Genomic DNA, 13,498 nt, shown 5'->3' on the forward strand with positions numbered 1-13,498 from the left:
TATTTTTAAGTTTAAACTGCCTACTATTCGTAGACTACAAATTTCTATCGATTTAGTTGTTGAATCATACTGCGTGTATAACCTCCAAACTTTTTCGTTAAACCATCTACTATTTTAATACTTATGGCGGTAAACATTATACCCATAAACATTACAAGGAGTGACTTTGGAAAAGTATCTATCTGTATGAGAATAATATTCATATCGATGTATCGATACAATAGTGGTGCTAACAGGAACATAAGTGGCATTACATAAAAAATGATTGCACTAATGAGACTGAAAATGCCAATCACAAATTTCTGCATTAACCAAAAGACAGCAGACCAAGTGCGGCGATCCGTAAGTCCTAATTTCACTTGAGCCCAGTCCGATGTATCCGTTGTTACACTTCTATCGTAAGAGTCTGTCGAAATATCAGTATAAATTTTCGTTTGTATGCGCTCGAATTGGATAAAGGGTGTGGTAGTTTGTAGTACACGTATAACTAGTGGAATCCCAACTACCGTAAATGAAAGGGTGAAACTGAATAGCAGAGCTATTAAGTAAAAACAAAAATAAAACAAACCTGTAATGAAAGTTAGTAATAAAAAATAACCATTCTGGATAAATCTTAATCTCATAAAGTGCATCGCTCCTATCTATGTAATAACCGCATCATACTGCTTTTTTTGTCAAACTCACCAGTGTAAAAATGTCATATGACATTTTTACATGATGATAAAAGGGGGGATTAGCCTATTCCTAGTTAAAAACAAGACGATTTTATTAATCCTCTACAAAACAATCCCGTTCTTAGATCTGCAAGAAGGGATTGTTTTGTACTCTTATTTAATATGAGATGGACTTGTTTTTCGGATATGAAAAATAATATCGAATTGCTCAAGCAATGAAGTATCAAAGTATAACGAACCGTCTGGGAGGAGTTGTCCCCCTATACTTAGTAATGGCCTTTTTGCTCTAACCCATTTCTCTGCGTGTCCTTTAAGGTGACGGTTATCCAATAAAAACATTTTATATGGTACTTTTCCGAGGGTGTAATTGAAACTTTTTACATTTTGTGGAATAGTATCTGTTGCAATCTTACCTCCGGTGGAAGGATTATATTCGCTGTATAAAGTGAAATTTCCCTCCGTAGTTGTACTACCAATTGTGACATAATTATTGTCTAAACGTTCCTTCAAAAACTGCCCCGCAGCATCAGGGTATAATTTCTCATCGATAATTCCTTTAGCCATATGAATATTGTGTGCCCATACCATAGTTTTACCACCAAATGTCTCTTGTGCCCACATTGCATGATCGGCCAAGTATTGCTCGTGTAGCTTTATTACATTTGGGTAGTCATTAGAAAGCAGCATTGTGGTAAATTTCTCTATTGCATTCGCTGTTGCTTTTACCCAGATGTACTCGGATGAACCTACATCTTTGTTTGTCTGTTCCTTCTCATCTTTTAGTAATTGGGCTACTTTCTCAGCGTTTGCCTTGAACTTTGCTTTCATTTCAGGAGAAAGATTCATATATTCCTGTATACTTCCAGTGAAAGAAGAAAGATCTTTATAGTTTTCTTCTACTTCTGCCCGCAAATCTGGTCGATGCTGCTTTACATAATCAATTACTTTATTAAAGACACTTTGGTCCATTGTTTTTAAGTCAAGTCCGATAAATTGGATTTTCTTTTTATTGGATGGATCAGCATTATAATCTTTCATCCACTCAATCATGGCAATAATTTCATCAGTAGGATATAACAATTTCAAAAACTCCCTAGGGTTTCCTTTTCCTGTTTGTATATATTCATTTAACTTTAATCCGTTTCCCCAATCTTCTTCCATTGTGAAATTTGTAAAACCCATCTCAGTAACCAAATATTTCACAAGTCGAAACTTCATAGTGAAAATTTCAGAGCTTCCATGAGTATTCTCTCCTAATCCTACATATTGTGCGCTCCCAATCATTTTCTTAAGTGGTTTTAAATCCTCAAATGGTTTTGACGGTTCTATCGTTTTTAATGGATGCGCCTGTGATTGTATTGATTTAACGATATTTTTTTGGATTGATTGAGCTGAATCTTCAACTGCAACCGTTTGTGCTTTTCCTACTTCTCCACCTCCTGCGACTAATATAGCTGTACTAACCATTGCAACCATTCCACAATACCTCTTTTTTTTATTCATTTTTTTCACCTCAATTGAATTATTTTCAAAAGCAAGATTGATTCATGTACTTGCACGAATCAATTGCCGTAATTCAATTTTTATTTATTCCATATCATATTTTCTAGTTACATATTGTCACAAGATTATTTGACACAGGTCATAGGTTAAACATTACAGTTTCGTACTATCGGTTATGACAACTTATGAAGAATAATTACATGATTGAATCGTAAGTAAGGCTAGATTATGAATTTAAGAGGGGGGGATTGATTAATCAATATGAAAAAACATCTTCATTCTGTGTTGTATTTCTCGAAATGACAGGAAGTTGATTAGATAAACAAATTAATAAAAGGGGAAGGACGGATTACAATGATATTACATGCAAAATCATTCCACAATATGGATAAAGTCCAACGTGCTAAAAAAGGACTTCAACTGTTTTTAAGTATTTTGTTCATTATTTCTATTCTTTTAAATGTAGTAATAATGATTACGAAAAGCATGCCGCTAATTGTGGTATATATGTTTACTCCTGCAATTTCTTCTATTCTAACTCGTATCATACTGCGAGAAGGCTTTAAAGATGTATCTTTTAGTCTAGATAACTTAAAGATATGGAAGGGGATTGCTTTGGCCCTGATAATACCTATGATAATATGTGGAATTACATATTCGATTGCCTGGTTTAGCGGATTTGCGAGGTTTCAGCTCCCACAAGGTGGTATGCTAGAACCTATCTACAATATACTTGGACTTCAGTATCTACCGATACCATTACGTTTCATTTTTATAGTAGTATTGAGCGGAATTTTAGGAAGCTTGCTTAACTTAATCCCAGTTATGGGAGAAGAGATGGGTTGGCGGGGTTATATGCTCACAAGGCTAGTCGATGCGGAATTTTCACATCCAATCCTTATTGGTGGATTAATATGGGCAACATGGCATGTCCCAATTGTTATTGTTGGTCTATATGTAGAGGGAACATCTGTCTTTCACTCTGTACTTGGCATCTATTTTTGTATTGTACCATTCAGTTATATTACAGCTTATTTACGACTTATCACAGGTAGTGTTTGGCCGTCGGTTATCATCCACACCACTTGGAATGCTATTATTCAAGGGCCTTTTGCACGTGCAACTACAGGATATCAATTAGAGATTTGGATTGGAGAATCTGGCTTGATAACCGCTCTTATTATTTCGATTACTGCAATAATTGTGTATCGGATCATAAGGTTTACTAAACATGTATAACTTTGAAATAAAAGTATGATATTTAAAAAATGTAATTTTGTTACTTTTAATTGAGCATTCACAGCATGGGATAGATTAGGAGAGTCCTCAACCCATATTTTAAAATCTTGAGTAAATGAATCCGTCTCGCTCCAAACATAATTATGTTTGGAGCGAGACGGATTCTTATATGAGAACTAATCGTAATATCAAATCACATTTTTTTACTTCAAGGACATATAGAAAAGAGAAGATATCTCATCTTTTGAAATGTAGTAGCTAATTTAGATGTGAATAGATTTAGAATTATTTATAAAATCATGAAATCTAGAAATACCAATTACCATGTTACGAAAGACGAATTAAGAGAGGATACTTGGATAATGCAACTCTCCCTATTGTGAAGCAATAAAGAAAAAGCGTATAATATTATAGTTATCCCATTTTTGGGAGCGACCCGCGAATGATAAATAAGATTGTTGTTTTATCATCGCTTCTAAACATATATACAATGAAAGTAACACTGGAATACAGATAGGGAGTTATACAATGAAATTAATTATTGCCGAGAAACCAGATCAAGGTTTGGCTCTTGTTTCACAGTTTAAATATCGCCGAAAAGATGGATATTTAGAAGTAGAAGCAAATGAGTTATTTCCAAATGGAGCGTACTGTACATGGGCAATTGGTCATTTGACGCAGTTATGTAATCCAGAACATTATCATGCGGAGTGGAAAAAATGGTCACTTAATACGTTACCGATGATTCCAGAACGTTTTCAATTTGAAGTAACAAAGTCAAAATATAAGCAATTTAATGTAGTGAAACAGCTGTTACATAATCCGGGGGTAACAGAAATTATTCACGCAGGCGATGCTGGGCGCGAAGGGGAATTAATTGTACGAAACATTATTAATCTTTGTAACGTGCAAAAGCCGATGAAACGTCTTTGGATTTCATCTTTAACGAAGCAAGCCATTTATCAAGGATTTAAAAATTTACTAGATGAAGCAGATACGATTAATACGTATTACGAAGCATATACAAGATCTTGCGCCGACTGGGTTGTTGGTATGAATGCATCGCGTGTTTTTAGCATTTTGCTAAAGAAAAAGGGAATGAATGATGTGTTTTCCGCCGGACGTGTACAAACACCGACACTCGCATTAATCGTAAAGCGTGAGAAAGAAATTGAAGACTTTAAGTCAGAGCCGTTTTGGGAAGTGTTCGCAACCTTTAATATTGAAGGGAAGAAATATGATGGGAAATGGGAGAAGGATAATGAATCCCGCTTAAAAGACCCTGATATGGCGAATAAAATTGCGGCTTTTTGTCAAGGGAAACCGGCAGAAGTGAAAGAAATGAAAACGGAGCGTAAAGAGTTTCAGCCGCCGCTTTTATTTAATTTATCAGCACTGCAAGCGACAGCAAATAAAGCTTTTAAATTTTCGCCGAAAAAGACGCTTGATATAACGCAAGCACTATATCAAAAAGGGATAGTTTCTTATCCACGTTCGGATTCTAACTATGTTACACAAGGAGAAGCAGCGACGTTCCCTGATATTTTACAGAAATTAAGTCAGTTTGATGAATATAAAGGTTTATTACCGGCTCCGGTTGAATCGATTATGAACAATAAGCGTTATGTGAATGAAAAGAAAGTTACAGATCACTACGCAATTATACCGACAGAACAAGTTACCAATCCAAGCAAATTATCAGGCGATGAAAAGAAAATTTACGATATGATCGTAAGACGACTTATTGCGGCGCATTATGAAGTAGCAATCTTTGACTACACAACAATTACAACTCTTGTAGACGAACGTGCTGCGTTCATTTCGAAAGGAAAACAGCAAATACAAGAAGGTTGGCGTAAAGTTATTTTCCAAGACGATAAAGATGACGAAACGATTCTTCCAATTGTAGCTGAAGGTGACCAAGGAAAAGTTGTAAAGGTGAAAGTGAAAGAAGGAAAAACACAGCCACCGAAGCGTTATACAGAAGGACAACTTATTACGTTAATGAAAACGGCAGGTAAGTATTTAGAGAATGAAGAGCTGGAGAAAGTATTAAAGAAAACAGAAGGTTTAGGTACGGAAGCGACTCGTGCCGGCATCATTACGATGCTGAAAGACCGTAAATATATAGATGTGCAGAAAAACCAAGTGTATGCGACTGATAAGGGAAAAGTATTAATTACAGCAATCGGCGACAAAATACTAGCTTCACCGGAAATGACTGCAAAATGGGAACAACGTCTTGCAGAGATCGGAGAAGGTACCGCTTCACCAGCTACATTTATGGAACAAACGAAAAAGCTATCAGCTAAAATTATTGAAGATGCGGTAGAAATGTCGGAGAAATGGGATTTCACTGGATTACATGTTGAATCGATTGAGCGAAAAGGATCAAAATTTACGACAGGTAAAAAGGTTGGAAGTTGTAAAAAATGCGATGGTGATGTAATTGATAAATCTACGTTTTACGGTTGTTCCAATTACAATACAACACAATGTGACTTTACCATCTCGAAGAAAATATTAAGTAAAACAATTTCGCAAAAGAATATGACAAAGCTCTTAAAAGGTGAGAAGACCGATTTAATTAAAGGCTTTAAAAAGGGCGAGAAAACGTTTGATGCGAAGTTAGAGTGGAAAGATAATAAGATTAATTTTGTGTTTGAGAATTAAGTAGTTTCAACAAGTGACAAAGCTCTTTCCCGAGTAAAATGTTCTGTATTCGATTTGGAAATATAGATAGAAAAGAAAAAGCATGACAATTTTATGTCATGCTTTTTTATTTTATATTTACAGGGTTTTGTATACTAGCACTAAAATTTATTTGAAATAATTGTTTGAAAAGATGGTATGAAATAGCGTTAAGTAGCAATAAAGTTATTTAATTTACAATAAAGTCTTTTAAAATATAAAAAAGTTTAAAGATCTTTCTTTAACTAAACGGCAGGTTAGTTTTAATATAATGTTTGTTTTATCATTTAACCAAAGTGATAGAAGGTCAAAGAAAAGGGAGTAATAAAGAAGTGCCATTCCTAATGTGGACTGGCACTTGATAAGGTGCAAAATTCATTATTTGATTTCGGCTGAGGAATTTGATTCATCTATTTTTCCTGTACTTTATTATGATTCCTTGGGCAGCCTTTTCTGTTTTAAATACCCATTGTTGGAGAGGTGGTTGATAATACGGTATCATCCACCCTAAAATTTTGCCGATAAAATAGGCGGCAATTAGTGTGCCAATTCCTATTGAGCCTAATGATTGAATGAAAATTATACAAAGTGCACCAGCTACACAAATGTTTATTAAATCGCTCAAAATTTTTGCTTTACCGAATTTTAAATTAAATTTTTCACTAATTGCATAAGTTAATGCATCATACGGCATTAATGGCAGTTTCGCTGTTGTATAGCCCATTAAACCGACTGCTATAACAAATAAACTAACAATCAAATATATACTTCGAGCAAGGAGAGTTTCAGGTGCAGGGAAAAGTTGGACAAGGAAGAGCGTTGCATCCATGAAAAAACCAAATAAAAACGAAATAATGAATTGACTCACAAATTCATTTAACTCCATTCGTTTACTTAATATCACTTGAATGATAATGTATAAAACATTTGCAAGCGCCATTGTCACACCAATCGATAAACCAATCGTTAGCGTACTTGCATATGCTAATGATGACACAGGCGATACACCAAATCCTGCTTGAATCGACATGCTAATGCCAATCGACATAAAAAATAACCCGAGCACGTATAAGAAGATGCGCTTCAAGGTTCTGTTCCAATGATTCATAGTATCTCTCACTTTCTAGTTAATATTATCAATATAAAGACTATAGCTATAGAATTAAATATAACGCCAAATTCGACATATGAAAAAAATATATATGATAAACTAATCATATCAAAAAACATATGACGGAGAGATACAATGGATTTCAGGCAATTATATTACTTTAAAGAAATTGTGAAACAAGGAAGCATTTCTAAAGCAGCAGAAGTGCTCCATATCGCGCAGCCCCCGCTTAGCCAATTATTAAAAAAGCTTGAAACTGATCTTGGCACAACTTTAATTCATCGATATCGTCAAAAATGGGAGCTTACAGCAACAGGTGAAATACTATACCAATATGCCAATAAAATGTTAATGCAAATTCAAGATGTAAAGCAGCAAATTCAAGAAATTGAACAAGGTATAGGCGGAACAGTAAGTATCGGTGTATCGTCTACATGTTCGAATATGCTCATTGACTATGTTAGTATGTTTAGAACACAATACCCTAATGTCAAAATAAAAATAGTAACTGGAAATTCAGAAGAATTATTAAAAAAACTAGAACAAAGAGAAATTGATGTTGCCTTACTTTTACGATTGGGCAATAGTGAACAATATGAGATGAAAATATTAAAAAAACAACCAACCGCTGTGATTATTCCATCAAGTTGGGCAACATCGTTTTCATCACAGCATGTGACGATTGAACAGATTGCCAGGTTCCCATTCATTATGCTAGGAGCAATGGAAGGGCTCTCTTTCAATGAAGACCTTTTCAAGGTGTTTGATGAACATCAGGTCAAGCCAAATATCATTATCGAGTGTAAAGATATACGGATGGTTGTAGCACTTGTTAGTAGAGGACTAGGATTATCCGTTATTCCAAGAATGGATTACACATCATCATTTTTAGAACATACAACGCTTTTTGAATTGAAACAATTTGATTTTCATATAGAACCTGTAATAGTAAAATTAAAAGACCAAAGAATTTCCAAAGTAGCATCTCAATTTTGGGAAATGGTTGATTAGGAGATATGAACAAAGCAAAAATAGCCTTCAATCAAGTAATAAAGACATCTTACGAAAAATTGAGCCGGGATAAAAAGTTCTTTACTTGAGGAAGTTTCAAAACTGACTGTAGCTTACACCGATGTCTATAAAAAGTTATAGAGCATTTCTTTGAATGAGGAATGCTTTTTGTTTTTGCTTGGAATAAAATATACAACAAAAATATTATCTAAAATAATAAAATTTTATTGTAAAACGATAAAATTTATATTAAAATCAAAATCAGAATAAAAAATCGAGTTGCTTTTTATCGAAAAGGTAACAACGTTGTTTTTTTAGAGGAGGTAAAAATATGAACAGTCACAATTTGATTATTGAAAATATGGATAACCCTCATGAGTTGGAGAGAATGTATAGAAAAGACCCGAAAGCTTTTAAAAAGTCATTCTCACAAGCATGGGAACAAAATCCGGATTCTCAGGTTTTGGGTATTTGGTATGAAAGATTACATTTCAAGGAGAAGGGAAATACAAGAAAGTCCTCCTTGATTCAAAAGGGTTTCTTATTCATGGGCATGTTAGCAATTCTAGCCGGATTAAGCACCAGAATCATTTTCCACTTTGTCGAACAGGAAGCAATTGCTCCAATTAATCTGGCTTTTGGTATAATCCCTTTTATTGCTGCCTATTTTGTCTACAATAATACTCCGAAAAAAAGTATTATTTATTCTCTTGCAGCGTTGTTCCTAATTTCTGGACTTTATCTTAATATGCTGCCATTAAATGATAAAGACAGTATTATCCTTGCTTATTTACACCTTCCTATATTCTTATGGGTATTGGTAGGGCTTGCGTTTACAGGAAATGAATATTCAAAAGGCAGTACAAGGTTAGCTTATATTAAATTTAATTTGGAATATTGTATTCTTTATGCCAGCATGGCAGTTAGCGGAATGATACTAGCAGTATTCACCATGCGGTTATTTAGTTTTGTTGACTTGGATATAGGAGAGTTCTATTTTAGTAATGTTGTTTTATTTGGTGCTGCCGCTCTCGCTATTGTGGCTGCATACTTAGTATCAATGAATCTTAAGTTTGCTAAAAATATTACCCCCTATATAGCTAAAATCTTTAGTCCGCTTGTCCTGATCACCTTGTTGATCTATCTTATAACGGTTATATGGGTTGGGAAAAATCCATTTTTGGACCGCAATTTCTTGATGGTCTTCAATGGAATACTTCTTGTTGTATTGGCTGTTACTATATTTTCCATTGTTGAGAGCGACTCAGATGAGAAAAAGAACATTTCAGATTATATAAATTTTGTCTTAATTGTTCTTGCACTTATTATTGACAGTGTGGCTTTGTCAGCTATCGTGTTCAGACTTTCTTCCTATGGTATTACGCCTAATAGACTTGCTGTTTTAGGAGTCAACATACTGATTTGGGCAAATCTAATTTGGATTATGCTTTCTTATATGCGTTTTCTACAAAATAAATCCGGACCTTTACCTATCCAAGATGCCGTTACGAAGTATTTGCCAATCTACGGACTTTGGGCAGCGTTTGTTATATTTACTTTTCCTATCCTTTTTAATTAAAAAGGATCTGTTAATGTAACGAAAAGTCAATCTTCTATAACGTATAAAATTTTTAGAGCCGATAATTCAATTTTGCATTTATATAATTTCTCGACAATAAAAAGCGTCCCAAAGTGGGACGCTTTTTATTATGCGTATTGCCGTTTTTTCTTAATAAGTAACAACACTTGTGAAACACAAGCAAGTACTGGTAACTCAATTAACGGTCCAATAACGAGTGCAAGTGCGATAAGAGGCTCGTCTGGAAAAGCAGTCACAGCAATAGCGAGCGCAACAGGCGAGTTTCTTGCTAATGTTGTTAAGCTTAAACTTACTGTATCTTTATAAGATAAATGCAGGATGCGCCCGATAAATTGTCCTAGTAAAAAATTAATGATGAAGAACAATAGAACAGGAATGAGTAATAATAAAACAACATTCATATTTTGGAGTAAATATTTACCTTGTGATGCAAACATCGCTACAATTGCTAAACTTAAAAATACAATTTGAGCAGAGCTGAAAAACGGAATGATTTTATTCTCGAGTGTTTCAGCGTTTTTCATTTTATTCATAATGAATTTTGTAGCATGTGCAAGTAAAAATGGTAAGACGATAACGATTACGATACTTTCTATTAGAATAGAAACCGCTACAGTCTTCATTACACCGGCAAATAAAAATAAATAAACAGGTAGCAATAATACTTGTAAAATTAAGTTTACAGGCAAAATCGCTGTGGAAAGCGCTACGTTTCCTTTCGCTATTTCAGTAAATATTAAGTACCAATCTGTACATGGAGTAACCATTAACATTATAAACCCAACCCAAAGTGCTGGGTGATCTGAAAGAAATAATGCACCTAATCCCCAAGCGAGGAAAGGCGTCCATAAAAAATTAATGGTAAGGCTTGTTCCTGCAAATTTTAAATTGCGAAATCCGTTTTTAATCTCTTTCAATGGGATGCTGAGGAATAATCCATATAACATGAAAAATAAGAAGGGGACAATAAATTTGTCTGAATACATATGTATGATATTAAATTGTCCGAGTACAATGCCGCATGTAACAGCAAATAGAATAATAAAAGTTTGAATCTTTTCTATAGTGCTCATGAATAAATCCTTTCTAAATATGAATTTCCCTCTCTAAGTTAATTATACAAGTAATAAAGTAGTATTTGGTGTTTTATTATTATTTTCAATTCGAGACTTTATTTTTTATTAAAAGTTACTTGACTAAAGTAAGTGACTATATTACAATCACTTACATAAGGTAATTAAATAACAAAAAGTTATAGATTCCTGAAATGAAGGTCTCTATTGGAACTTTTTCTTAGAATAAGAATTTTTATGATGATGAATAATGAATATGAAAAGAAAGATTAGGTGAAGAAAATGGGACTATTTAGCTCATTATTTGGTAAAAAAGAAGAAATTACGAAAGTAGAGGAGAATAAAACAATGTCAAAAGTATTATTTGTAAAAGCGAACGATCGTCCAGCGGAGCAAGCAATTAGTTCAAAAATGTATGAAACATTTGTAAGTACTTATAAAGAAGCGAACCCAAATACAGAAATTACAGAGTTAGATTTATTTGCATTAGATCTTCCTTATTACGGAAATATCGCAATTTCAGGTGGATATAAACGTAGTCAAGGAATGGAGTTAACAGCTGAAGAAGAGAAGGCTGTAGCAACAGTAGATCAATATTTAAATCAGTTTTTAGAAGCTGATAAAGTTGTATTTGCGTTCCCATTATGGAACTTCACAGTACCCGCACCATTAATCACATATATTTCATACCTTTCTCAAGCTGGAAAAACGTTTAAATATACAGCAAATGGTCCGGAAGGTTTAGCTGGTGATAAGAAAGTAGTTGTACTAGGTGCTCGTGGTTCAGATTATTCTTCAGAGCAAATGGCTCCTATGGAAATGGCGGTTAATTATGTAACAACTGTACTTGGATTCTGGGGAATTACAAATCCAGAAACAGTGGTAATTGAAGGACACAATCAATATCCAGATCGCTCACAACAAATTGTTGAAGAAGGTATAGAAAACGTTAAAAAAGTAGCTGCGAAATTTTAATTACTGATAGTAAATGGAAAAACCAACATGGATGACCATGTTGGTTTTTTAGTCTATATTCTATGTTAAAAAATGTATATTCATAAAATAAAAGAAAAGTTTGAAAATAGTATTGCAAAATATTATATAGCGAATTATAATGAGTTCAAGAATAGTTGATACTTAAATTAAATATTCAGAAAATTCAATTAGTTAAAATTGGAAAATGAGATAAGGAAATTTGAATGGGGGTTATATTATGGCGAATAAAGTACCGTTTTCGTTCATAGTAGTTATTGGATTAATGTTATTTGCACTATTTTTTGGAGCCGGAAATTTAATTTTCCCAGCTATGCTAGGTCAATCGGCAGGAGAGAATGTATGGATTGCTAACGCTGGATTTTTAGTAACAGGTGTTGGATTACCATTACTAGGTGTACTAGCATTTGGTTTTTCGGGTAAAGATGATTTACAGTCATTAGCAAGTCGTGCTCACCCAGTATTCGGGATTGTGTTTACAACAGTTTTATACTTAGCGATCGGTCCGTTATTTGCAATACCAAGAACGGGTAATGTTTCTTATGAAATTGGTCTTAAGCCTTTTATGCCAGAAGGATTAGGTTCTACACCTTTAATTCTTTTCACAATTATATTCTTTAGCATCACTTGTTTTTTTTCGCTAAATCCTGCGAAAATTGTCGATATTGTTGGAAAAATATTAACGCCAATTAAATTGACATTCATCGGTATTTTAGTAATCGTTGCTTTTATTCATCCAATTGGAGATATGCAAGCACCAGTGGAAGGGTATACATCACATGCATTCTTTAAAGGATTCCAAGAAGGATACTTAACAATGGACACGCTTGCATCATTCGTATTCGGAATCATCATCATTAATGCAATTAAAGAAAAAGGTGCGAAAACGAAAACACAGATTATGGTCGTTTGTGCAAAAGCGACAATCATTGCAGCATCTATTTTAGCAATTATTTATACAGCACTTTCTTATATGGGTGCTTCAAGTGTTGCAAAGCTTGGACATTTAGAGAACGGCGGAGAAGTATTAGCGAAAGTTTCTAACTACTATTTCGGATCATATGGCGGAGTATTATTAGGATTAATGATTACAGTAGCTTGTTTAACAACTAGTGTGGGACTTGTATCAGCATGTTCTTCATTCTTCCATAAGTTATTCCCAAATGTTCCTTACAAAGCAATTGCAATTACGCTATGTGTATTTAGTGCAATTGTTGCAAACGTAGGATTAACACAATTAATCGCAGTTTCTGTTCCAGTATTAACAGCAATTTATCCACTAGCAATTGTATTGATTTTCTTAACATTCTTCCATTCACTATTTAAAGGAAGAGCTGAAGTTTATCAAGTGAGTTTAATCATAACATTTATCATCAGCTTATTCGATGGATTAAGTGCAGCTGGAGTTAACATTGAAGTAGTAAGCCAAGTGTTCACTAAATTCCTTCCGATGCAGGAAGTAGGATTAGGCTGGATCTTCCCAGCGATTATCGGTGGATTTATCGGATATGGCATTAGCGTTTTAAAAGTGAAAAAACAAGTTCAACCTGCAACTAGAGCGGACAAGAAAATAAGTTAATTGAAAAAGTTATAGAACTTGTTT

Annotated in this window: 10 protein-coding genes; 6 read left to right on the plus strand and 4 right to left on the minus strand. The window is 34.0% G+C overall.

Translation table 11 applies throughout. From position 1 onward, the window contains the following. Positions 1 to 44 precede the first annotated feature (44 nt). Both ACUN26_RS06040 and ACUN26_RS06045 read right to left on the minus strand, forming a co-directional pair. Entirely contained in the window at positions 45 to 623 is a 579-nt protein-coding gene (locus ACUN26_RS06040; RefSeq protein WP_001239359.1) for a sensor domain-containing protein, read from the minus strand. 204 nt (positions 624 to 827) lie between these two features. Next, complete coding sequence (locus ACUN26_RS06045; protein ID WP_000226292.1) at positions 828 to 2,150, minus strand: erythromycin esterase family protein; 1,323 nt, start codon at positions 2,148 to 2,150, stop codon at positions 828 to 830. A 381-nt stretch (positions 2,151 to 2,531) separates the two neighbouring features. Here ACUN26_RS06045 and ACUN26_RS06050 point away from each other — a divergent pair, with 381 nt between their 5' ends. Both ACUN26_RS06050 and topB read left to right on the plus strand, forming a co-directional pair. After that, a complete protein-coding gene (locus ACUN26_RS06050; protein WP_000600474.1) occupies positions 2,532 to 3,416 on the plus strand; it encodes a CPBP family intramembrane glutamic endopeptidase in 885 nt (294 codons plus the stop codon). A gap of 528 nt (positions 3,417 to 3,944) precedes the next feature. Continuing rightward, a complete protein-coding gene (gene topB, locus ACUN26_RS06055) occupies positions 3,945 to 6,089 on the plus strand; it encodes a DNA topoisomerase III (protein ID WP_000766748.1) in 2,145 nt (714 codons plus the stop codon). Between the two features lie 424 nt (positions 6,090 to 6,513). Here topB and ACUN26_RS06060 read toward each other — a convergent pair whose 3' ends face one another. Beyond that, on the minus strand, positions 6,514 to 7,215 hold the full coding sequence (locus tag ACUN26_RS06060; RefSeq protein ID WP_001017070.1) for a YczE/YyaS/YitT family protein: 702 nt from the start codon (positions 7,213 to 7,215) through the stop codon (positions 6,514 to 6,516). A gap of 138 nt (positions 7,216 to 7,353) precedes the next feature. On the opposite strand from ACUN26_RS06060, the gene ACUN26_RS06065 reads away from it, so the two are divergent. Together ACUN26_RS06065 and ACUN26_RS06070 are read left to right on the plus strand one after the other, a co-directional pair. Then, a complete protein-coding gene (locus tag ACUN26_RS06065) occupies positions 7,354 to 8,229 on the plus strand; it encodes a LysR family transcriptional regulator (protein ID WP_000347546.1) in 876 nt (291 codons plus the stop codon). A gap of 331 nt (positions 8,230 to 8,560) precedes the next feature. Then, positions 8,561 to 9,808, plus strand: coding sequence for a DUF4153 domain-containing protein (locus ACUN26_RS06070; protein WP_001084258.1), 1,248 nt, complete (start codon positions 8,561 to 8,563; stop codon positions 9,806 to 9,808). A 128-nt stretch (positions 9,809 to 9,936) separates the two neighbouring features. Here ACUN26_RS06070 and ACUN26_RS06075 read toward each other — a convergent pair whose 3' ends face one another. After that, positions 9,937 to 10,902 (minus strand): arsenic resistance protein, encoded by a 966-nt coding sequence (locus tag ACUN26_RS06075; RefSeq protein WP_000103793.1) that lies wholly within the window; start codon positions 10,900 to 10,902, stop codon positions 9,937 to 9,939. Between the two features lie 282 nt (positions 10,903 to 11,184). Here ACUN26_RS06075 and ACUN26_RS06080 point away from each other — a divergent pair, with 282 nt between their 5' ends. Together ACUN26_RS06080 and brnQ are read left to right on the plus strand one after the other, a co-directional pair. After that, the gene (locus tag ACUN26_RS06080; RefSeq protein WP_000522497.1) at positions 11,185 to 11,877 is read left to right on the plus strand and encodes an FMN-dependent NADH-azoreductase; all 693 of its coding nucleotides are present in this window, start codon (positions 11,185 to 11,187) and stop codon (positions 11,875 to 11,877) included. A 238-nt stretch (positions 11,878 to 12,115) separates the two neighbouring features. Continuing rightward, positions 12,116 to 13,474, plus strand: coding sequence for a branched-chain amino acid transport system II carrier protein (gene brnQ / locus ACUN26_RS06085; protein WP_001284765.1), 1,359 nt, complete (start codon positions 12,116 to 12,118; stop codon positions 13,472 to 13,474). Positions 13,475 to 13,498: the final 24 nt, after the last annotated feature.

Source organism: Bacillus sp. WC2503 (assembly GCF_052682895.1).

Coding starts and splice junctions, on each gene's coding strand:
- ACUN26_RS06040 (WP_001239359.1), bottom strand. CDS start 623: ATGAGATTAAGATTTATCCAGAATGGTTATTTTTTATTACTAACTTTC.
- ACUN26_RS06045 (WP_000226292.1), bottom strand. CDS start 2,150: ATGGTTGCAATGGTTAGTACAGCTATATTAGTCGCAGGAGGTGGAGAA.
- ACUN26_RS06050 (WP_000600474.1), top strand. CDS start 2,532: ATGATATTACATGCAAAATCATTCCACAATATGGATAAAGTCCAACGT.
- topB (WP_000766748.1), top strand. CDS start 3,945: ATGAAATTAATTATTGCCGAGAAACCAGATCAAGGTTTGGCTCTTGTT.
- ACUN26_RS06060 (WP_001017070.1), bottom strand. CDS start 7,215: ATGAATCATTGGAACAGAACCTTGAAGCGCATCTTCTTATACGTGCTC.
- ACUN26_RS06065 (WP_000347546.1), top strand. CDS start 7,354: ATGGATTTCAGGCAATTATATTACTTTAAAGAAATTGTGAAACAAGGA.
- ACUN26_RS06070 (WP_001084258.1), top strand. CDS start 8,561: ATGAACAGTCACAATTTGATTATTGAAAATATGGATAACCCTCATGAG.
- ACUN26_RS06075 (WP_000103793.1), bottom strand. CDS start 10,902: ATGAGCACTATAGAAAAGATTCAAACTTTTATTATTCTATTTGCTGTT.
- ACUN26_RS06080 (WP_000522497.1), top strand. CDS start 11,185: ATGGGACTATTTAGCTCATTATTTGGTAAAAAAGAAGAAATTACGAAA.
- brnQ (WP_001284765.1), top strand. CDS start 12,116: ATGGCGAATAAAGTACCGTTTTCGTTCATAGTAGTTATTGGATTAATG.